This is a genomic window from Streptomyces sp. NPDC001380, assembly GCF_042895785.1.
Taxonomy (GTDB): domain Bacteria; phylum Actinomycetota; class Actinomycetes; order Streptomycetales; family Streptomycetaceae; genus Peterkaempfera.
In genome coordinates this window covers 45,344-65,376 of record NZ_JBIAWP010000002.1, presented here as the reverse complement: position 1 = coordinate 65,376, position 20,033 = coordinate 45,344, and the positions used below count along the sequence as shown (strand labels likewise).

Here is a 20,033-nt window from a genome sequence, read left to right as displayed (position 1 = left end):
GGTGGCCCGCGATCGGGCTACCGTGGCCTGCGTGCCCTACTTCGACGCCGCCTCCACCGCCCCCCTCCACCCGGTCGCCCGGCAGGCCCTGACCGCCGCCCTCGACGAGGGCTGGGCGGACCCCGCCCGCCTGTACCGCGACGGCCGGCGGGCCCGGATGCTGCTGGACGCGGCCCGCGAGACGGCCGCCGAGGTGCTGGGCGCCCGGGCCGACGAGGTCTCCTTCACCGCCTCCGGCACCCAGGCCGTGCAGCTCGGGGTGCTCGGCGCCCTCGCGGGGAACCGCCGCACGGGCCGTCACCTGGTGCACTCCGCCGTGGAGCACTCCAGCCTGCTGCACGCCGCCGAGGTGCACGCGGCGGCCGGCGGCGAGGTGACCGAGGTGCCGGTGGACCGGCTGGGCAGGGTCGACGCCTCCCGCCTCGCCACCGTGCTGCGGCCCGCGGCGGAGCACGGCGCCGGGCGGGGCACCGCCCTGGCCTGCCTGCAGTCCGCCAACCACGAGGTGGGCACCGTGCAGCCGGTGGCGGAGGCCGCCGAGCTGTGCGCGGCGGCCGGGGTGCCCCTGCTGGTGGACGCGGCGCAGAGCGCCGGGCGGCTCCCGGTGCCCGGCGGGTGGTCGCTGCTGGCGGCCAGTGCCCACAAGTGGGGCGGGCCGGCCGGGGTGGGGGTGCTGGCGGTGCGCAAGGGGGTCCGGTACGCCTCGCCGCTGCCTGCGGACGAGCGGGAGCGCGGCCGGGTGCCGGGCTTCGTCAACGTGCCCGCCGTGGTGGCGGCCGCCGCCTCGCTGCGGGCGGTGCGGCAGGAGGCCGAGGCGGAGAACGCCCGGCTGCACGCACTGGTGGAGCGGATCCGGGCCCGGGTGCCGCAGCTGGTGCCGGACGTCGAGGTGGTGGGCGACCCGGTGCGGCGCCTCCCCCACGTGGTGACCTTCTCCTGCCTGTACGTGGACGGCGAGGTGCTGCTGACGGAGCTGGACCGGGCCGGGTTCGCCGTCTCCTCCGGGTCGTCGTGCACCTCCAGCACGCTGACGCCCAGCCACGTGCTGAAGGCGATGGGGGTGCTGACCGAGGGGAACGTGCGGGTCTCGCTGCCCTTCGGCGCCGAGGAGGCCGACGTGGAGCGCTTCCTGGCGGTACTGCCGGATGCGGTGGCCGCCGTGCGCGCCCCCCTGGGGCTGGACGCGCCCCCGTTCGCGCCCCCCGCCGCACCCCCGGTGGAGTCCCCTGCCGCGGCGCCCGCCGCCGCGGCGGACCCCGTCACGGGAGCTCCCGTCCCGGGGGCGGCCGTCCCGGGGGCGGCCGTCCCGGGGTCCGCCGTCATGGTCGTGGACACGCTCGGACGGCGCTGCCCGATCCCGGTGATCGAACTGGCCAAGCGGATCGGCGGGGTGCCGGTCGGCGGCACGGTGGCGGTGCTCTCCGACGACGAGGCGGCCCGGCTGGACATCCCCGCCTGGTGCGGGATGCGCGGCGAGGAGTACGCGGGCGAGGCGCCCGCCGCACGGTACGGCGGCGACCGGGGAACGGCGTACCTGGTGGTGCGACGCAGCGGATGAGCCGGCCGCGGCCCGGCCGGCGCCGGACGGGGCGGGGCGCTCCCGTCCGGCGCCGGGCCGAACCCGGCGGGCCGGGCCGGGCCGGACGGCCCGGCCCGGCCCGGGTGCCTCAGCCCAGGTGGGCGCGGACCTCGGCGGCCGCGGTGTCGCCGTAGGCCTTGGCGAACCGCTCCAGGAAGTGGCCGCGGCGCAGCGCGTACTCCTGCGTGCCGACGGTCTCGATGACCAGGGTGGCCAGCATGCAGCCGACCTGCGCGGCCCGCTCCAGGCCCAGCTCCCACGAGAGGCCCGCCACGAAGCCGGCCCGGAAGGCGTCGCCGACACCGGTCGGGTCGGCCTTGGCCTCCTCCTCCGGGCAGCCGACCTCGATCGGCTGCTCGCCGCGGCGGTCGATCCGGGCGCCGCGCGGGCCGAGGGTGGTGACACGGGTGCCGACCCGCTCCAGGATGTCGTCGGCGGACCAGCCGGTCTTGCTCTGGATGAGGGCGGCCTCGTACTCGTTGGTGAAGAGGTAGTCCGCGCCGTCGATCAGCTCGCGGATCTCCTCGCCGCCCATGCGGGCCAACTGCTGGGAGGGGTCCGCGGCGAAGGCGTAGCCGCGGGAGCGGCACTCCTGGGTGTGGCGGACCATCGCCTCGGGGTCGTCGGCGCCGATGAGCACCAGGTCGAGGCCGCCGACGCGGTCGGCGATCGGCTTGAGCTCGATGTTGCGGGCCTCGGCCATGGCGCCGGTGTAGAAGGACGCGATCTGGTTGTGGTCGGCGTCGGTGGTGCAGACGAAGCGGGCGGTGTGGCGCAGCTCGGAGATCAGGACGGAGCCGGTGTCCACGCCGTGGCGCTCCAGCCAGGAGCGGTACTCGGCGAAGTCGGGGCCGGCCGCGCCGACCAGCAGCGGCCGCAGGCCGAGCAGGCCGAGGCCGAAGCAGATGTTCGGCCCCACGCCGCCCCGGCGCACGTCGAGGTCGTCGACGAGGAAGGAGAGCGAGACCGTGTGCAGCTGGTCCGCGACCAGCTGGTCGGCGAATCGGCCGGGGAAGGTCATCAGGTGGTCGGTGGCGATCGAGCCGGTGACGGCGATGCGCACGGCGGGGTCTCCTCGGTGGGGGGCTGGGTCGAACCCCCACACGGTACCCGTGCTCCGGAGGGGTCGCGGGCGCAGCGCCGCAGGCCGGCTCCGGAGGGTGTCCGGGCGGCTACCTTCCGGTAGGGGTGGCTGGCGGACGCAGGTCGGCCTAGGGTCGCAGACGGGGCGCCGTACCCGCCCCCGCCTGCGCGCGCGCCCTGCGCGCGGGCCGCCGAGCGAACCGGAGCAGGCCCATGACGTCCGACCGCGACACCCGTACGGCCCCGACCCCGCCGAGGCGCGACGCCGACCCCGAGACGCTGGCGGGACTGGTGAGCTCCTCCCGCCGGATGGGCCTGTTCTGGCCGGTGCTGGCGGAGGCGCCGGCCCCGCGGCCGCGCCGGGCGGCCCGGCCGGCCTTCGCGGTGCCGCCGCGCGCCGCGTGGGTGGTGGCCGGCATGGCGGAGTACGCCGACTGAGGCGGGGCCTCCGGCCGGGGGCGGCGGGCCGGGGCGGTGCGCCGGGCCGGGACCCGGGCGCGCCTCCCCCGTCCGGGCGGCGGGCGGGAACCGGGGCGCCGTCCGCCGCGTCCCACCGGGGGTTCCGCAGCGGCGGGGCCGTACCGGCAGGACGTGCGCCAGGAGGATGAGCGGTGGAACCGGAAGCGGTGGAACCGGAGGGGGCGGGGACGGGACGGGCGCCCGCACGCCCGGAGGCCGGGGACGCCCCGGGCGCGCGCGGGACCGGCGGGACTGGTGGGCCAGGTGGGTCCGGTGGGCCCGGCGGGTCGCGGCGGCGGGTGTGGCCGGTCGCGCTGGCGGTGGTCGCGGTCCTGGCCGTAGGGGGCGGTACGGCCCTGGCGGTGCGCGGCGGGGACGGTCCCGCCACGGCCGGTGCGGGCCGCTCCCCCGGCGCCACGGCGACGGCCCCGGCCACGGTGGTGCCGGGTGCCCCCGGGAAGGCCGGCCCCTCGGGGTCCGCCACGCCCTCCGGGGAGGGGAAGGCGCCGCTGAGGCCCGGCAAGGGCGGCCCGACCGAGGTGCGGCCGCCGGACTGGCCGGAGGGCAGCGCGCCCCCGGACCGCGCGGGCGGCCCGGCCCCCCGCTCGTGGACGGCGGACGGGAACCGGCTGTCGGTCTGGTTCTGGGCGGGCGTCTGCCAGAAGTTCGCCCTGCGGGCGGACGAGTCCCGCGACGGGGTCGTGGCGGTGCGGGTGGTCGTCGCCGAGCCGGCGCCCCCGGGCCAGGTCTGCCCGATGATCGCCAAGTACCAGCGGGTGGAGGCGGTCCTGCAGCGGCCCGTCGGGGACCGGTCGGTCGTCGACGCGGCCACCGGCAGGCCGCTCCCCCACGGCTCGGCCCTGCCGGTGCTGCCGCGGCCGGGCGTGCGCACGCCCACGGAGAAGGGCCCGCAGTAGGCACGGGGCCCGTCCCCGGCACGCGCCCCTCGGGCCCCGGCACGCGCCCGGCCCGCACCGGGACGCACCGCGGGCGGCGGCCGGGGTCGCCCCCGGGCCGCCGCCCGCGTCACGCCGGCGGGGTGCCGGTCAGCTGAAGGAGTCGCCGCAGGCGCAGGAGCCGGTGGCGTTGGGGTTGTCGATGGTGAAGCCCTGCTTCTCGATGGTGTCGACGAAGTCGACGGTGGCGCCACCCAGGTAGGGGGCGCTCATGCGGTCGGTGACGACCTTGACCCCGCCGAAGTCCGCGACGACGTCGCCGTCGAGCGAGCGCTCGTCGAAGAAGAGCTGGTAGCGCAGGCCGGAGCAGCCTCCGGGCTGGACCGCGACCCGCAGCGCGAGGTCGTCGCGGCCCTCCTGCTCGAGCAGGCCCTTGACCTTCGCCGCGGCGGCATCGGTGAGGATGATGCCGCTCTTCGCGGTGGTCTCGTCCTGGACGGTCATCTGCATACTCCCGGTTCTGACGACAGACTGCCGCCAGCGTGAACCGGCGGCCTCCCGGATGTATTCCGGGGTGGTCCCGGGGTCCGCGGCGCCGTGTCCGGCGGCGGCCTCCCCGCCGCTCCATGCTCGCACACGGACCGGGCGCGGTCACGGCCGCGCGGTCACGGCCGGGGACGGCGGGCGGGGCAGCGGGCGGAAGGGGCGGGCGGAAGGGGCGGGCGGGGCCCGGACGGCGGGATCGCGCCGCGGACCGCGGAACGGCTGCCGGGCGGAGGTGCGGCGTGCCAGCGTGGAGGGATGATCCTTCGACCGGTGCGCGACACGGAGGCCGACGCCGAGGCGGTGCAGGAGGTGTCGGACGCCGCGTTCACGGCGGCGTCGGCGGCCCGGGGCGAGCCCGTCCGGCACCCGGACCCGGCGGACGGGGTGCGGAACCGGGCCGGGACCCGCCACCTGGCCAGGAACGACCCGCAGGGCTGCTGGCTGACCGAGGAGGACGGCCGGCCGGTGGGGGTGGCGCTGTCGGCGCGCCGGGAGGGCACCTGGATCCTCGCCCTGTTGGCCGTGCGGCCCGAGGCGCAGGGCAAGGGCGTGGGCCGGACGCTGCTGAAGCAGGCCGGCCGGTACGGGCAGGGCTGCCTGCGCGGGATGCTCTGCGCCTCCCCCGACCCGCGGGCCGTCCGGGGCCACCGCGCGGCGGGCTTCACCCTGCACCCGGCGATGGAGCTGCACGGCCGGGTGGACCGGTCGGGGCTGCGCGACCCGGGCGAGATCCCGGTCCACCCCGGCGGGCCGGCGCAGCGGCACCTGCTGGAGTCGGTGGACCGGCTGGCGCGGGGCGCCTCCCACGGCCCGGACCACGGCTTCCTGGCCCTGCACAGCGACGAGCTGCTGGTGGCGGACACCCTCGCCGGCAGCGGCTACTGCTACCGGCGCGGCGGCCGGGTCGTGCTGCTGGCCGCCACCTCGCGGCGGCTGGCGGCCCGGCTGCTGCGGGAGGCGCTGGCGCGGGTGCCGGACGGTGCGGAGGCGGAGGTGGCGCACCTGACCGCCGCGCAGGAGTGGGCGGTGGACGTCGGCCTGGAGGCGGGCCTGGAGCTGTCCACCCGGGGGTACGTGGCGCTGCGCGGCATGCGCCCGCCGTCCCCGTACGTGCCGCACGGCGGCCTCCTGTAGGGGAGGCCGCCGTGCGGGGGCGGAGGGGACGGCGGGAGCGGCCGGGGCCGGCGCGCCGGGCGGTCAGGCCATGGTGCCGAGGATCTCGTGGACCATCTCCATGCTGGTGCCCGGGTGGAGGAAGGCGAAGCGGGCGACGGTCTCGCCCTCCCAGCCGGTCGGGGTGACGAAGCCGACCTGGCCGGCCAGCAGCCGCTGCGACCAGTCGTAGTAGTCCTGCGCGCCCCAGCCCTTGCGGCGGAAGACCACGGCGGACAGCTCGGGGTCGCGGACCAGCTCCAGGTGCTCGGTGTCCCGGATGGCCTGGGCCGTCTCGCGGGCCAGCCGCAGGCCCTCCTCGATCGCGTCGGTGTACGCCTGGGTGCCGTGGACCGCGAGGGAGAACCAGAGCGGCAGGCCGCGGGCGCGGCGGGTGAGGTGGTAGGCGTAGTCGGTGGGGTTCCACTCCTCGCCGTCGCCGGTGTGCAGCACGTCGAGGTAGGAGGCGTCCTGGGTGTGGACGCCCTTGGCGAGCCACGGCTTGCGGTAGATCAGCGCCGCGCAGTCGAAGGGGGCGAAGAGCCACTTGTGGGGGTCGACCACGAAGGAGTCGGCGCGCTCGATGCCGTTGTAGCGCTCCCGGACGGAGGGCGCGAAGAGGCCCGCGCCGCCGTAGGCGCCGTCGACGTGGAACCACAGGTCGTAGTGGCCGGCGACGTCGGCGACGCCCGCCAGGTCGTCGATGATGCCCGCGTTGGTGGTGCCGGCGGTGGCGACCACGCCGATGATGCTGCCGCGGTCGTCGTCGGCCTCGATGGCGGCGCGCAGCGCCTCGCCGGTGAGGCGGTGGCCCTCGGTGGGGACGACCAGGGCCTCCACGCCGATGATGTTGAGCGTGTTGGTGATCGAGGAGTGGGCCTGGTCGCTGACGGCTATCCGCAGCCGGGCGCGGGCGTCGACGCCGTGCTTGCGGCGGGCGGTGTCGCGGGCGACGACGAGGGCGGAGAGGTTGCCGGCGGAGCCGCCGGAGACGAAGCAGCCGCCGGCGGTGGCGGGCAGGCCGGCCCGGTCGGCGATCAGGCGCAGCACCTGGTTCTCGGCGGCGATGGCGCCGGCCGCCTCCAGCCAGGAGATGCCCTGGAGGGAGGCGCAGGAGACCACCATGTCGAAGAGGAGGGCGGCCTTGGTGGGGGCGCAGGGGATGAAGGAGAGGTAGCGGGGGCTGTCGGCGGAGATCACGGCCCGGCTGAGGTGCTCGTCGTACAGCTTCATCACGTCCGCGGCGGCGTTGCCCTGCTCGTTGAGGAGGCCGTCGAGGTGGGCGCGGAGCTTGTCGCCGTTGCCGGGGTGGTCCAGCGGCACGGGGTCGTACTGCAGGCGTCCCCGCATGTAGTCGAAGACCAGGTCGACCAGGTCGGCGTCGTACTGGTGCATGCGGTGCGGCGCGGCGGACACGGGCACCCCTCTCGGTGGCTGGCGCGGTGCGCGCGGTGGACTGCGGACGGTGCGGCGGGTGCCCGGGGAGGCCGGGGACCGGCGCTCCGGCGAGGGTCGGCGCTGGTCACTGGTCGCGTTCGCGTCGCCGGAGCGGTCCCGGGCCGGTGCGCCCGCGCCCGGCGTGACGCGGGGTGCGTCCGGGGCGCCCGGGGCGCTGCCGGACGGAGTTCAGCCTAGGCAGGGGGCGGCTCCGGGCGCGCGTCGATCCTTTGCACGGCGCGCAGCATTCGGGCGTGTTCGGCGGGTCGGCTGCAGGATTCCTGCGCGGGGGCGGGATGGGCCGGACGGGTGGGGGCGACGGGCCCGGGGCCGGGGGCGGCCGTCAGCCGATGAGGCGGGAGAGGACGACGGAGCTGCGGCTGCGCTGCACGCCGGGCTCGCGGCGGATGCGCTCGATGACGGCCTCCAGGTGCCGCATGTCGGCGGCCCGCAGGTGGACGAGGGCGTCGGGGTCGCCGGTGACCGTCCAGGCGGCGACGACCTCGGGGAACTGGCGGAGGCTGGCGAGGATCTCCTCGGGCGAGGTGCGCTCGCGGCAGTACACCTCGACGAAGGCCTCGGTGCCCCAGCCGAGCAGTTGCGGGTCGAGGACGACGGTGAAGCCGCGGACCACGCCGCGGGCGCGGAGCCGGTCGATGCGGCGCTTGACGGCGGTGGCGGAGAGGTTCACCTCGGCGCCGATGCGGGCGTAGGAGGCGCGGCCGTCCTCGCCGAGGCGGCGCAGCAGGCGGCGGTCGACGTCGTCGAGGCCGGTGTCGGGCGCGGTGCCGAGAGGCGGGAACGGGCCGTGGCCGCCGGGACGGCTCGTACTCATGGGTTGCAGCTCCCGCTGGTCGGTGAAGACGGGGCGACACGCCCCGGGGTCCTTGCGATTCGACGCCCCCACCAGGCTAGTACCTGGGATTCCGTGCCGGGCGCACCGCGGTCGTCCGCGTCACATCGCCGGGGCGGCCATCGTCAATCTGACGCGAACGCGTTATGATAGATAGCGTCAGATAGACGAAAAGCCGTTGGCGATCGAAGAAGGGCACCGGCCCGTGACCACCACACCCGCCGCAGAGCCTCTGCTGGACGTGCAGCCCACCCCCCTCGCCCTGCTGCTCCTCGGCAGGGAGGCCGACCCGGCCAGCGAGCGGGGCGTGGAGTGCCCCGGCGACCTCCCCGCAGCGTCCGACCCGGACCTGGTGGAGCGCGCCCGCGCCGCCAAGGCCCGCCTGGGCGACCGGGTCTTCATCCTCGGCCACCACTACCAGCGGGACGAGGTCATCGAGTTCGCCGACGTCACCGGCGACTCCTTCAAGCTGGCCCGGGACGCCGCGGCCCGCCCGGAGGCGGAGTACATCGTCTTCTGCGGCGTGCACTTCATGGCCGAGTCGGCGGACATCCTCACCTCCGAGCGGCAGCAGGTGGTCCTCCCCGACCTGGCGGCCGGCTGCTCCATGGCCGACATGGCCACCGCCGAGCAGGTCGCCGAGTGCTGGGACGTCCTCACCGACGCCGGCGTGGCCGACGCGACCGTCCCGGTCTCGTACATGAACTCCTCCGCCGACATCAAGGCCTTCACCGGCCGGCACGGCGGCACCATCTGCACCTCCTCCAACGCGAAGCGGGCCCTGGAGTGGGCCTTCTCCCGGGGCGAGAAGGTGCTCTTCCTGCCCGACCAGCACCTGGGCCGCAACACCGCCGTGCGCGAGATGGGCCTCACCCTGGACGACTGCGTCGTCTACAACCCGCACAAGCCGGGCGGCGGGGTGACCCCGGAGCAGCTGCGGGCCGCGAAGATGATCCTGTGGCGCGGCCACTGCTCGGTGCACGGCCGCTTCTCGCTGGACTCGGTCAACGAGGTCCGCGAGCGCGTCCCCGGCGTGACCGTGCTGGTCCACCCCGAGTGCAGGCACGAGGTGGTGGCGGCCGCCGACATGGTCGGCTCCACCGAGTACATCATCAAGGCGCTGGACGCCGCCCCGGCCGGCTCGAAGTGGGCGATCGGCACCGAGCTCAACCTGGTGCGGCGCCTCGCCAAGGCCCACCCGGACAAGGAGATCGTCTTCCTCGACCGGACGGTCTGCTTCTGCTCCACCATGAACCGCATCGACCTGCCGCACCTGGTGTGGGCGCTGGAGTCGCTCGCCGACGGCCGGGTGGTCAACCGGATCCAGGTCGACCCGGAGACCGAGAGGTTCGCCAAGGCCGCGCTGGACCGGATGCTCGCGCTGCCGTAGCGGCGGGCGCCCGGCGGCGCGGACGCGCCGACGTCCGGCGCACGGGACAGGCAGGACGCGCAGGACACGTCCAGGACACGTCCAGGACACGCGGGAGGGCCCCGGCACGCGGTGCCGGGGCCCTCCCGCGTCGTGTGGTGCCCGGCCGCGCCGGGGCCGGGGGCTCAGCCCGGGATCAGGCCCCCGTCGCGCAGCAGCCTGCCGACCTCCTCCGCCGTGGCGTCCTCGTTCGGCAGGATCAGCTCGGACGGCTCCAGCGCCTCCGCGGGCAGCGGCGAGCCGCTCTCCCGCACCGCCGCCAGCAGGCTGCGCAGCACGTTGCGGAAGGCCTCCTCGTCGCCCCGCTCCAGCGCCTCCGAGAGCCGCACGTCGAGCGCGTTCAGCCGGTCCAGGTGGCTCTCGGCCACCTCCAGCTGGCCCTCCCCCATGATCCGCACGATCATGACGGCGCCCTCACTTCTCGAAGCGGGTCGGGGTGTCCTGGGGGGCCGACTGCGGGTGCTGGCCGGCCTGGCCCTGCTCCAGGGCCTGCGGCGCCTGGCCGCCGGACAGCTCCGCCTTCATGCGGGCGAGCTCCAGCTCCACGTCGGCGCCGCCGCCGATGCGCTCCAGCTCGGCCTCGATGTCGTCCTTGCGCATCCCGCTCGGGTCGTCGAGGGCGCCGGACGCCAGCAGCTCGTCGATCGCGCCCGCCCGGGCCTGCAGCTGGGCGGTCTTGTCCTCCGCCCGCTGGATGGCCAGGCCGACGTCGCCCATCTCCTCGGAGATGCCGGAGAAGGACTCCGCGATCCGGGTCTGCGCCTGGGCGGCGGTGTACGTCGCCTTGATGGTCTCCTTCTTGGTGCGGAAGGCGTCCACCTTGGCCTGGAGCCGCTGCGAGGCGAGGGTGAGCTTCTCCTCCTCGCCCTGGAGCTGCTGGTACTGCGTCTGCAGGTCGGTGATCTGCTGCGTCAGCGCGCCCTTGCGGGTCAGCGCCTCGCGCGCGAGGTCCTCGCGGCCCAGGGAGAGCGCCTTGCGGCCCTGGTCCTCGTACTTGGCCGACTGCTGCTGCAGCTGCTGGAGCTGGAGTTCGAGGCGCTTGCGGGACGTGGCGACGTCGGCCACCCCGCGGCGCACCTTCTGCAGCAGCTCGAGCTGCTTCTGGTACGAGTAGTCGAGCGTCTCCCGCGGGTCCTCCATGCGGTCCAGGGCCTTGTTCGCCTTGGAGCGGAAGACCATCCCCATCCGCTTCATGATTCCGTCGCCCATGAACCTCGGCGCCCCCTTCTCAGGCCTGCTGTTCTCTGGTTCCCACAGTACGGGCAGGGGGGCGCCTGACGCAGCGCACCTGCCTGCAACAAGCCTGCTACAGCGCGGGCGGAAGGGCATCGTCCGCACGACGGAGAAGGGCACTAGGGGTCGGGGCCCGACACCACGTACTCTTCTCTACGTGTTCCGACGCCGCTCCCAGGATGCCCCCGCCGCTGCCACCGCCCTCGCGGACGAGCAGGCCGCCCAGCCGCGCAACCCGCAGGCGCCCAAGGGCAGGCCCACGCCCAAGCGCAGCGAGGCCCAGGCCAGCCGCCGCACCCGCACCTCCGTGCCCAAGGACCGCAAGGAGGCCGCCCGCGACGCCCGCACCCGGATGCGCGCCGAGCGGGAGAAGCAGCGCCTCGCACTGCTGAACGGCGACGAGCGGGCGCTGCCCGCCCGCGACAAGGGCCCGGTGCGGCGCTTCGCCCGCGACTTCGTCGACTCCCGCTTCACCGTCGCCGAGTGGTTCCTGCCGTTCGCCGTGGTGATCCTGATCCTGAGCGTGCTGCGCAACCCGGCGCTGCAGTTCGTCTCGCTGCTGATGTGGCTCGTGGTCATCGTCGGCATCGTCGTGGACTCCGTCCGGCACGCGGTCGTGCTGCGCAAGCAGCTCCGGCAGCGCTTCCCGAACGAGAGCCACAAGGGCGTCACCGCCTACGCGCTCATGCGCACCCTCCAGATGCGGCGCCTGCGGCTGCCCAAGCCCCAGGTCAAGCGCGGGGCCAAGCTCTGAGCACCGCGCCCGTCCCCTCCTGGCCGGAGGGGCGGCACCCGCAGCACGCGGGCCGCGAACTCCTCCCCGCCCCGGCCGCCGGCTTCGCCTCCGGCGCCGGGGCGTGGCTGTCGCACCTGGGCGGCCTGCGCAACGTCGTGCGCCAGGAGCTGGTCGCCCGGCAGCTCGCCGAGCAGCTGGCCGGCCGCTTCGGCACCGGCCGGGCGGCCGACGGGCTGCCGGCGAGCGGGCTGCCGGCCGGGGGCCACCCCCTCGGCGGCCCGGCGCACGGGCACCCGGACCGGCAGCTGCGGGTGCTGGACGCCGGATGCGGACAGGGCACCCAGACGCTGCGGCTGGCCCGGGCCGGCCACCTGGTGACGGGCCTCGACCCGGACCCCGCCACCCTGGGCGCCGCCCACGCCGCCCTGGCCGCCGAGGGGCCCGAGGTCCGGGGGCGGGTCCGGCTGCTCGCCGGCGACGGCCGCGAGTGCGGCCGCTGGTTCGAGCCCGGCAGCTTCGACGTGGTGCTCTGCCACGGCGTGCTGATGTACCTGCCGGAGCCCGGCCCGATGCTGGCCGCGCTGGCCCGCGTGCTGGCCCCCGGCGGCCTGCTGTCGCTGCTGGTCCGCAACGGCGGCGCCCTCGCCATGCGGCCCGGCCTGGCCGGCGACTGGCGCGGCGCCCTCCAGGCCTTCGACGGCGGCGTGCGCTACACCAACCGGCTCGGCCTCGCGACCCGCGCCGACCGGCTGGAGGACCTGGCGGAGGCGCTGGACTCCATGGACGTGCCGCTGCGGGACTGGTACGGCGTGCGGGTCTTCACCGACACCGCGCCCGACGACGCCCCGCTGCCCGCGGACGGGCGGCAGCTCGCGCAGCTGCTGGACGCCGAGGAGCGGGCCGGCCGGGAGGACCCCTACCGGGGCGTCGCGGCGCTGCTGCACGTCGTGGGGGCCCGGCGCCCGGCGGTGTGACCGGCGGTCCGGGGCGACCATCGGGCCGGTGTGACCGGCTGGTCCGGGGCGGCCATCGGGCCGGGTGGCCGCCGGGCGGGCCCGTCCGGCCGCCCGGGGTGATCACCGGGCCGGTCCGCGGGGTACGGTCCCGTGCATGGAGTTCCGTCACCTCGGCCGCAGCGGCCTCGTCGTCAGCGAGATCGCCTACGGCAACTGGCTCACCCACGGATCCCAGGTCGAGGAGGAGGCCGCGCTCGCCTGCGTGCGCGCCGCCCTCGACGTCGGGATCACCACCTTCGACACCGCGGACGTCTACGCCGAGACCCGCGCCGAGGCCGTCCTCGGCCGGGCGCTGAAGGGCGAGCGCCGCGAGGGCCTGGAGGTCCTCACCAAGGTCTTCTGGCCCACCGGCCCCGGCCGCAACGACCGCGGCCTGGGACGCAAGCACATCATGGAGTCGATCGACGGCTCGCTGCGCCGCCTGCAGACCGACTACGTCGACCTGTACCAGGCGCACCGGTACGACCCCTCCACGCCGCTGGAGGAGACCATGGAGGCCTTCGCCGACGTGGTCCGCGCCGGCAAGGCCCTCTACATCGGCGTCTCCGAGTGGACCGCGCAGCAGATCCGCGAGGCCCACGCGCTCGCCCGCGAGCTGCGGATCCCGCTGGTCTCCAGCCAGCCGCAGTACTCGATGCTGTGGCGGGTGATCGAGGCCGAGGTCGTGCCCACCTGCGAGGAGCTCGGCATCGGGCAGATCGTCTGGTCGCCGATCGCGCAGGGCGTGCTCACCGGCAAGTACGCGCCCGGGGCCCCGCTCCCGGCGGGCAGCCGCGCCACCGACGACAAGGGCGGGGCGAACTTCGTCTCCCGCTGGCTGCGCGACGACGTGCTGGAGCGGGTGCAGCGGCTGCGGCCGCTCGCCGACCAGGCGGGGCTCTCCCCCGCCCAGCTGGCGGTCGCCTGGGTGCTGCAGAACGCCAACGTCTCCGCCGCGATCATCGGCGCCTCCCGGCCCGAGCAGGTCGGCGAGAACGCCAAGGCGGCGGGCGTGCGGCTGGAGGCGGACCTGCTCCGCGCCGTGGACGAGGTCCTCGACCCGGTGGTCGAGCGCGACCCGGCCCGCACCGCGGAGACGGCCCCCAAGGGCCGCCCGTAACGGCGGCGCGGCGGGGGGCGGGGCCCGCGGGCCCCGCCCCCCGCCGCGTGCGGCTCGACGCCCGTGCGGGCCCAGCCCTCGTGCGGGCCCAGCCCTCGTGCGGGCTCAGCCCTCGTGCAGGCTCATGGTGTAGACGGCGGAGCCGTCGTCGAGCAGCGCCACCTTGTCCACGCCGTCCTCCAGGAGATCCTTCCAGGACTCGCCGATCCACGACTCCGCGTCGCCCTGGGTCGGGAACTCCTCCTGCGGCCCGGCCGGGGCCACCACGGAGCCGTCGGCCTTCTCGTACCGCCACGTCCACGCCATGCCCGGCTCCTCCCGTGCCCGCGCGGCCGTCCGCCGCGCGCCCTGGACGCAGGGTAGCCGAGCGGTGGCCCCCGATCACCCACCCCGGCACGGCCGCACGGCGGGCCGCCGGACAGGATGGCCCCATGACGCGCACCCTCCTCCTCGGCGGCGCCCGGTCGGGCAAGTCCACCCGGGCCGAGCAGCTGCTCGCCGACCGCGACGACGTGCTGTACGTGGCCACCGGCGGGACCCGGGACGGCGACCCCGAGTGGGCGCGGCGCGTCGCGCTGCACCGCGGGCGGCGCCCGGCGGGCTGGCGCACGGCGGAGACCTGCGACCTGGAGCCGCTGCTGCGCGACACCGCCGACCCGGCGCCGCTGCTGGTCGACTGCCTGGGGCTGTGGCTGACCCACGTGATGGACGCCTGCGGCGCCTGGGACGACGCGGTGTGGGAGGACGGCGGCGAGGCCGCGGTGCAGGCGCGGGCGGCGTCGCTCGCCGGGGCGTGGCGGGAGGCGCGGCGGACGGTGGTGGCGGTGAGCAACGAGGTCGGCATGGGCGTGGTCCCGGCGACCGCGTCCGGGCGGCGGTTCCGCGACGAGCTGGGGCGGCTGAACATGGCGGTCGCGGAGGCCTCGGAGACGGTGCTGCTGGTGGTCGCCGGGCAGGTGCTGCCGATCCGGCAGGCGTGACGGGTACTCTCCCCTGTTGATGGACAGCACTGTGGACCTCGACGCGTTCTCCTCCCGGGTGGAGCGGCCCGACGACACCGCACGGCAGGAGGCCGGGGAGCGGTGGGCGGCGACCGGACTGCCGCGCGGCGGCCTGGGGCAGCTCCAGGAGCTGTCCGGCTGGCTGGCCGGCGTCCAGGGGCGCTGCCCGGTGCAGCCGGTGGAGCAGCCCGCGGTGGTGCTGTTCGCGGGCGACCACGGGATCGCCCGGCTCGGCGTCTCCGCGCTCCCGCAGGACGCCACCGCGCGCCGGGTGCGGGCCGTGCTGGACGGCGCGGCACCGGTGAACGTGCTGGCGCGGCGGTTCGGGGCCCGGGTGCGGGTCGTCGACATGGCGGTGGACGCCGACGAGGACGCCTTCCCGGCGGAGGTCGTGCGGCACCGGGTGCGGCGCGGCTCGGGCCGGATCGACGTCGAGGACGCGCTGACCGCCGCCGAGGCCGAGCAGGCGTTCCGGGCCGGGATGGCGGTCGCCGACGAGGAGGCCGACTCGGGCACGGACCTGGTGGTGCTGGGCGACCTCGGGGTCGGCTCGACCACGGTGGCCGCGGTGCTGGTCGGCGCGCTCTGCGGGACGGACGCGGCGGCCGTGACCGGGCGCGGCTCCGGCATCGACGACCGCGTGTGGATGGTGAAGTGCGCGGCCGTCAGGGACTCGCTGCGGCGGGCCCGGCCGGTCCTCGGCGACCAGCTGGCGCTGCTGGCGGCGACCGGCGGCGCGGACTTCGCGGCGGTCACCGGCTTCCTCCTGCAGAGCGCGGTGCGGCGCACCCCGGTGCTGCTGGACGGCGTGGTGTCGGCGGCCTGCGCGCTGGTGGCGCAGCGGGTCGCGTTCCGGGCGCCGGAGTGGTGGCGGGCCGGGCAGGCGACGGGCGAGCCGGCGCTGGCCAAGGCGTACGACCGGCTGACGCTGGAGCCGCTGCAGGACCAGGGGATCACCGTGGGCGAGGGCACGGGCGCGCTGATGGCGCTGCCGCTGGTGCAGGCCGCCGCGGCGGCGCTCGCCGAACTGCCCGTGGCGGACGTGCCGGCGGCGGACCGCCCGGCCGACGGCCCGGGATGGGCCGAGTCCGCGACGTGACGGAGCGTCACACCGCGGGCCGGGCCGGCGGCCTGCCGCCGCTGCACGGGCTGCGGTTCGCGTTCGGCACGCTGACGGTGCTGCGGGTGCGGGTGGACCGCTGGGACCGGCCGACGGCCGGGGCGGCGATGCTCTGGGCGCCGCTGGCGGGGCTCGTGGTCGGCGCGGCGGGTGCCGCGTGCGGGGCGGCGGTGGTCCTGCTCGGCGGCGGGCCGCTGCTCGCGGCGGTGGCGGCGGTCGGCACCGGGGCGGCCCTGACCCGGGGGCTGCACCTGGACGGACTGGCCGACGTCGCCGACGGGCTGGGCAGCGGCCGGCCCGCCGAGGACGCCCTGCGCATCATGAAGCAGTCGGACATCGGCCCCTTCGGCGTGCTGGTGCTGGTCCTGGTGCTGCTCGGTCAGGCCGCCGCGCTGGCGGGCGCGTACGGGGGCGGCGCACGGCGGGGCGCCCTGGCGGCGGTGACGGCGGCGGTGGCGGCACGGTGCGCGCTCGCCTGGGGCTGCCTGCGGCCGGTGCCGGCGGCGCGGCCGGGCGGCCTGGGCGCGGCGGTGGCGGGGACGGTGGCCCCCGGCGCGGCGGCGGCGGTGACGGCCGGGTGGGCGGTCCTGGCGGGCGCGGCCGCGGCCGCGGACGGCTGGGCCGCGCTGTGCCCCCCGGCGGCGCTCGCGGCGGGGGTGGGCTGCGCGGGGCTGCTGCTGCGGCGGTGCGTGCGGCGGCTGGGCGGGGTCACCGGGGACGTGCTGGGCGCGATGGCGGAGACGGCGGCGACCGGGACGCTGGTGGCGCTGGCGCTGCTGCCCGCGGCCGGCTGAGCCGCTGCGGCGCGGCGGGCCTGGGGTGCCGGAGGCCGGAGGTGCCGGGGCCCGCGAGCGGCGGACGGGACGGCGGACGGGACGGCTGCGGACGGCGGCTGAGGGGCGGTCCGGGGTCCGGGGCGGCGGGCGGACGGGACGTCTGGCGGTCGGCCGCCGGTGGCGAGTACCCGCCGTGATCATCGGCCTCCGGACCCCCTCCCCCGCCGCGGCCGTCCACGATGCGGACTACCATGCGTGAGGAACCGGCACCCCGGGAACCCCTGGTGAATCCCCCTCCGGACCCCTCTCGCGGAGGAGACCCCCACACGGCCGGACCCGGCGGCGGACGAAGAGCCCCGCCCGGACCCGTCCGGCTCCGGCCCGCATCAAGAACAGGACCCACATACGTGACTGCATTGTCTGTGAGCACCTCCTCCGCGGCCTCGCTGCGCGTGGACGCCGTCGTCGTCGGTATCGCCAAGGGTGACAAGGGCCCCGTCCTGGCGCCGGGCGCCGAGTCGGTGGCCGAGGCCTTCGGCGGCCGCCTGGCCGAGGTCCTGGCCACCCTGGGCGCCACCGGTGCCGAGGGCGAGGCGGTCAAGGTCCCCGCCCCCGCCGGGCTGAAGGCCGGCGTGGTGCTCGCGGTCGGCCTCGGCGACGCCGCCGAGGACGGCGCGTACGGCCCCGAGGCGCTGCGCCGCGCCGCCGGCGTCGCCGCCCGCACCCTGGCCGGCACCGGCAAGGCCGCGCTGGCGCTCCCCGCCGCCGGCCCCGCCGAGGTCGAGGCCGCGGCGCTGGGCGGCCTGCTCGGCGCGTACGCCTTCACCGCGTACCGCACCGACGGCCGGAACGGCAAGGCGCCGGTCGGCGAGCTGGTCGTCCTGGCCGGCCGCAAGGGCCAGAAGGACGCCAAGGCCGCCGTCGAGCGCGCCACCGTGCTGGCCGGCGAGATGAACCGCGCCCGCGACCTGGTCAACACCCCGTCGAACGACCTGCACCCGAAGTCCTTCGCCGCCGCCGCCCAGGCCGCCGGCAAGGAGTACGGCCTCAAGGTCGAGGTGCTGGACGAGAAGGCCCTGGCCAAGGGCTCCTACGGCGGCATCCTCGGCGTCGGCCAGGGCTCCGCCAACCCGCCGCGCCTGGTGAAGGTCGCCTACACCCACCCGAAGGCGAAGACCACCCTGGCCTTCGTGGGCAAGGGCATCACCTACGACTCGGGCGGCATCTCGCTCAAGCCGGCCGGCCACAACGAGACCATGAAGTGCGACATGTCCGGCGCCGCCGCCGTGCTCGCCGCCGTGGTCGCCGCCTCCCGGCTCGGCCTGGCCGTCAACGTCACCGGCTGGCTGGCGCTGGCCGAGAACATGCCGTCCGGCTCCGCCACCCGCCCCGGCGACGTGCTGCGGATGTACGGCGGCAGGACGGTGGAGGTGCTCAACACCGACGCTGAGGGCCGCCTGGTGCTGGCCGACGCGATCGTGCGCGCCGGCGAGGAGAGGCCGGACGCCATCGTGGACGTGGCCACCCTCACCGGCGCGATGGTGCTGGCGCTGGGCACCCGCACCTTCGGCGTCATGTCCGACCGCGACGCCTTCCGGGACCGCGTCGTGGACGCCGCGGGCCGCGCCGGCGAGCAGGCGTGGCCGATGCCGCTGCCGGCCGAGCTGCGCAAGGGCATGGACTCCGCGGTCGCCGACATCGCCAACATGGGCGAGCGGATGGGCGGCGGCCTGGTGGCCGGCCTGTTCCTGAAGGAGTTCGTGGCCGAGGGCATCGCCTGGGCGCACCTGGACATCGCGGGCCCGGCCTTCCACGAGGGCCAGCCCTACGGCTACACCCCCAAGGGCGGCACCGGCTCGGCCGTGCGCACCCTGGTGCAGCTCGCCGAGGACGCCGCGGCGGGCGCCCTGCTGTAACCCGAAGGTGGCGCGTCCGGGGCCCGGAAGGATGTCCTTCCGGGCCCCGATGCGTGCACGGAACGGCTCACGCGGATGTCCGCACCGCTGTGAGCTGCGGCGATACCCTCGCACAGGGGGCGGACGGGCCGTTCCGCACCACCGCCGGGGCGCCCGCGGGGCGACCCCGGCCATCGACACCCGCCGACAAGTGCGAAGATGTATTTCCGGCACGACTGGGCTCCCCACAAGGGAGCACCCACCCGGTCCGGACCGGCCGGGCACAAGCACCCATGCATGGAGGACGTGACGTGGCGAACGACGCCAGCACCGTTTTCGACGTAGTGATCCTCGGAGGCGGAAGCGGCGGTTACGCCGCGGCGCTGCGCGCGGCCCAGCTGGGGCTCCAGGTCGCGCTCATCGAGAAGGGCGAGCTGGGCGGCACCTGCCTGCACCGCGGCTGCATCCCCACCAAGGCCCTGCTGCACGCCGCCGAGGTGGCCGACGAGACCCGTGAGGCCGCGCAGTTCGGCGTGAAGGCCACCTTCGAGGGCATCGACCTCCCGGGTGTGCACAAGTACAAGGACGACGTGGTCGCGGGGCTGTACAAGGGCCTCCAGGGCCTGGTGGCCTCCCGCAAGATCACCTACGTGACCGGCGAGGGCCGCCTGTCCTCCCCCACCTCGGTGGACGTGAACGGGCAGCGCTACGAGGGCCGCCACATCGTGCTGGCGACCGGCTCCGTGCCGAAGTCGCTGCCGGGCCTCACCATCGACGGCGACCGCGTGATCTCCTCGGACCACGCCCTGAAGCTCGACACCATCCCGAAGTCCGCGGTGATCCTGGGCGGCGGCGTCATCGGCGTCGAGTTCGCCTCGGTGTGGAAGTCCTTCGGCGTGGACGTGACCATCGTCGAGGCCCTGCCGCACCTGGTGCCGCTGGAGGACGAGGGCAGCTCCAAGCTGCTGGAGCGCGCCTTCCGCAAGCGCGGCATCAAGTTCGAGCTGAAGGCCCGCTTCTCGGGCGTGGAGTACACCGGGTCCGGCGTCCGCGTCTCGACCGAGAACGGCAAGCAGATCGACGCCGACCTCCTGCTCGTCGCCATCGGCCGCGGCCCGGTCTCGCAGGGCCTGGGCTACGAGGAGGCCGGGGTCGCGATGGACCGCGGCTACGTCCTGGTCGACGAGTACATGCGCACCAACGTGCCGACGATCTCGGCCGTGGGCGACCTCGTCCCGACCCTGCAGCTGGCGCACGTCGGCTTCGCGGAGGGCATCCTCGTCGCCGAGCGCCTGGCGGGCCAGCAGGTCGTGCCGATCGACTACGACGGCGTGCCGCGCGTGACCTACTGCAACCCGGAGGTCGCCTCCGTCGGCATCACCGAGGCCAAGGCCAAGGAGATCTACGGCGCGGAGAAGGTCAAGGTCGCCAAGTTCAACCTGGCCGGCAACGGCAAGAGCAAGATCCTCAAGACCGCCGGCGAGATCAAGCTCGTCCAGGTCGAGGACGGCGCCGTCGTGGGCGTCCACATGGTCGGCGCCCGCATGGGCGAGCAGGTCGGCGAGGCCCAGCTGATCTACAACTGGGAGGCGCTGCCCACCGAGGTCGCGCAGCTCATCCACGCGCACCCGACGCAGTCCGAGGCCCTCGGCGAGGCCCACCTGGCGCTGGCCGGCAAGCCGCTCCACAACCACGACTGAGCCCAGGACACGCCACACCATCC

General features: G+C 76.2%; 19 protein-coding genes and 1 pseudogene. 13 read left to right on the top strand and 7 right to left on the bottom strand.

Features of this window, described 5'->3' with window-relative positions:
• The first annotated feature begins 31 nt into the window (after positions 1 to 31).
• Positions 32 to 1,558 (top strand): cysteine desulfurase/sulfurtransferase TusA family protein, encoded by a 1,527-nt coding sequence (locus tag ACFY07_RS03065; protein ID WP_390867114.1) that lies wholly within the window; start codon positions 32 to 34, stop codon positions 1,556 to 1,558.
• 109 nt (positions 1,559 to 1,667) lie between these two features.
• Here ACFY07_RS03065 and ACFY07_RS03060 read toward each other — a convergent pair whose 3' ends face one another.
• A complete protein-coding gene (locus ACFY07_RS03060) occupies positions 1,668 to 2,642 on the bottom strand; it encodes a carbohydrate kinase family protein (protein WP_390867113.1) in 975 nt (324 codons plus the stop codon).
• Between the two features lie 233 nt (positions 2,643 to 2,875).
• Here ACFY07_RS03060 and ACFY07_RS03055 point away from each other — a divergent pair, with 233 nt between their 5' ends.
• Positions 2,876 to 3,100 (top strand): hypothetical protein, encoded by a 225-nt coding sequence (locus ACFY07_RS03055; RefSeq protein ID WP_390867112.1) that lies wholly within the window; start codon positions 2,876 to 2,878, stop codon positions 3,098 to 3,100.
• 320 nt (positions 3,101 to 3,420) lie between these two features.
• A complete protein-coding gene (locus ACFY07_RS03050; protein WP_390867111.1) occupies positions 3,421 to 4,038 on the top strand; it encodes a hypothetical protein in 618 nt (205 codons plus the stop codon).
• A 129-nt stretch (positions 4,039 to 4,167) separates the two neighbouring features.
• Here ACFY07_RS03050 and erpA read toward each other — a convergent pair whose 3' ends face one another.
• The gene (erpA, locus tag ACFY07_RS03045) at positions 4,168 to 4,521 is read right to left on the bottom strand and encodes an iron-sulfur cluster insertion protein ErpA (protein WP_230648273.1); all 354 of its coding nucleotides are present in this window, start codon (positions 4,519 to 4,521) and stop codon (positions 4,168 to 4,170) included.
• A gap of 297 nt (positions 4,522 to 4,818) precedes the next feature.
• On the opposite strand from erpA, the gene ACFY07_RS03040 reads away from it, so the two are divergent.
• Positions 4,819 to 5,697 (top strand): GNAT family N-acetyltransferase, encoded by an 879-nt coding sequence (locus ACFY07_RS03040; RefSeq protein WP_390867110.1) that lies wholly within the window; start codon positions 4,819 to 4,821, stop codon positions 5,695 to 5,697.
• A gap of 63 nt (positions 5,698 to 5,760) precedes the next feature.
• Here ACFY07_RS03040 and ACFY07_RS03035 read toward each other — a convergent pair whose 3' ends face one another.
• A complete protein-coding gene (locus tag ACFY07_RS03035) occupies positions 5,761 to 7,131 on the bottom strand; it encodes a pyridoxal phosphate-dependent decarboxylase family protein (protein ID WP_390867109.1) in 1,371 nt (456 codons plus the stop codon).
• 364 nt (positions 7,132 to 7,495) lie between these two features.
• Positions 7,496 to 7,987 carry an Lrp/AsnC family transcriptional regulator gene (locus ACFY07_RS03030; RefSeq protein WP_230648276.1) on the bottom strand — a complete coding sequence of 164 codons (492 nt, stop codon included), beginning with the start codon at positions 7,985 to 7,987 and terminating at the stop codon, positions 7,496 to 7,498.
• 223 nt (positions 7,988 to 8,210) lie between these two features.
• On the opposite strand from ACFY07_RS03030, the gene nadA reads away from it, so the two are divergent.
• Positions 8,211 to 9,395 carry a quinolinate synthase NadA gene (gene nadA / locus ACFY07_RS03025; RefSeq protein WP_390867108.1) on the top strand — a complete coding sequence of 395 codons (1,185 nt, stop codon included), beginning with the start codon at positions 8,211 to 8,213 and terminating at the stop codon, positions 9,393 to 9,395.
• Positions 9,396 to 9,559: 164 nt separating this feature from the next.
• Here the strand turns inward: nadA and ACFY07_RS03020 are convergent, their stop codons facing one another.
• Together ACFY07_RS03020 and ACFY07_RS03015 are read right to left on the bottom strand one after the other, a co-directional pair.
• Positions 9,560 to 9,838, bottom strand: a complete 279-nt coding sequence (locus tag ACFY07_RS03020) for a hypothetical protein (RefSeq protein WP_390867107.1) — start codon at positions 9,836 to 9,838, stop codon at positions 9,560 to 9,562.
• Between the two features lie 10 nt (positions 9,839 to 9,848).
• A complete protein-coding gene (locus ACFY07_RS03015; protein WP_230648279.1) occupies positions 9,849 to 10,643 on the bottom strand; it encodes a PspA/IM30 family protein in 795 nt (264 codons plus the stop codon).
• A 181-nt stretch (positions 10,644 to 10,824) separates the two neighbouring features.
• Here ACFY07_RS03015 and ACFY07_RS03010 point away from each other — a divergent pair, with 181 nt between their 5' ends.
• From ACFY07_RS03010 to ACFY07_RS03000, 3 genes are all read left to right on the top strand, one after another.
• Positions 10,825 to 11,421 carry a DUF3043 domain-containing protein gene (locus ACFY07_RS03010; RefSeq protein WP_390867106.1) on the top strand — a complete coding sequence of 199 codons (597 nt, stop codon included), beginning with the start codon at positions 10,825 to 10,827 and terminating at the stop codon, positions 11,419 to 11,421.
• 137 nt (positions 11,422 to 11,558) lie between these two features.
• Entirely contained in the window at positions 11,559 to 12,377 is an 819-nt protein-coding gene (locus ACFY07_RS03005) for a class I SAM-dependent methyltransferase (RefSeq protein WP_390867105.1), read from the top strand.
• Between the two features lie 136 nt (positions 12,378 to 12,513).
• The gene (locus tag ACFY07_RS03000) at positions 12,514 to 13,518 is read left to right on the top strand and encodes an aldo/keto reductase family protein (protein ID WP_230648281.1); all 1,005 of its coding nucleotides are present in this window, start codon (positions 12,514 to 12,516) and stop codon (positions 13,516 to 13,518) included.
• 105 nt (positions 13,519 to 13,623) lie between these two features.
• On the opposite strand, the gene ACFY07_RS02995 is transcribed toward ACFY07_RS03000, so the two are convergent.
• A complete protein-coding gene (locus ACFY07_RS02995) occupies positions 13,624 to 13,824 on the bottom strand; it encodes a hypothetical protein (RefSeq protein ID WP_390867103.1) in 201 nt (66 codons plus the stop codon).
• A gap of 26 nt (positions 13,825 to 13,850) precedes the next feature.
• Here ACFY07_RS02995 and cobU point away from each other — a divergent pair.
• From cobU to lpdA, 5 genes and pseudogenes are all read left to right on the top strand, one after another.
• Positions 13,851 to 14,498 (top strand): annotated as a pseudogene (cobU, locus tag ACFY07_RS02990) (bifunctional adenosylcobinamide kinase/adenosylcobinamide-phosphate guanylyltransferase); the annotation flags it as partial.
• A gap of 19 nt (positions 14,499 to 14,517) precedes the next feature.
• Positions 14,518 to 15,618: a nicotinate-nucleotide--dimethylbenzimidazole phosphoribosyltransferase gene (gene cobT / locus ACFY07_RS02985; RefSeq protein WP_390867397.1), complete on the top strand. Its 1,101-nt coding sequence runs from the start codon at positions 14,518 to 14,520 to the stop codon at positions 15,616 to 15,618.
• Positions 15,597 to 16,433: an adenosylcobinamide-GDP ribazoletransferase gene (locus tag ACFY07_RS02980; RefSeq protein ID WP_390867101.1), complete on the top strand. Its 837-nt coding sequence runs from the start codon at positions 15,597 to 15,599 to the stop codon at positions 16,431 to 16,433. The genes cobT and ACFY07_RS02980 overlap by 22 nt, the downstream gene beginning before the upstream one ends.
• A gap of 389 nt (positions 16,434 to 16,822) precedes the next feature.
• Complete coding sequence (locus tag ACFY07_RS02975) at positions 16,823 to 18,331, top strand: leucyl aminopeptidase (protein ID WP_390867099.1); 1,509 nt, start codon at positions 16,823 to 16,825, stop codon at positions 18,329 to 18,331.
• A gap of 290 nt (positions 18,332 to 18,621) precedes the next feature.
• Positions 18,622 to 20,010: a dihydrolipoyl dehydrogenase gene (gene lpdA, locus ACFY07_RS02970; protein WP_230648285.1), complete on the top strand. Its 1,389-nt coding sequence runs from the start codon at positions 18,622 to 18,624 to the stop codon at positions 20,008 to 20,010.
• Positions 20,011 to 20,033: the final 23 nt, after the last annotated feature.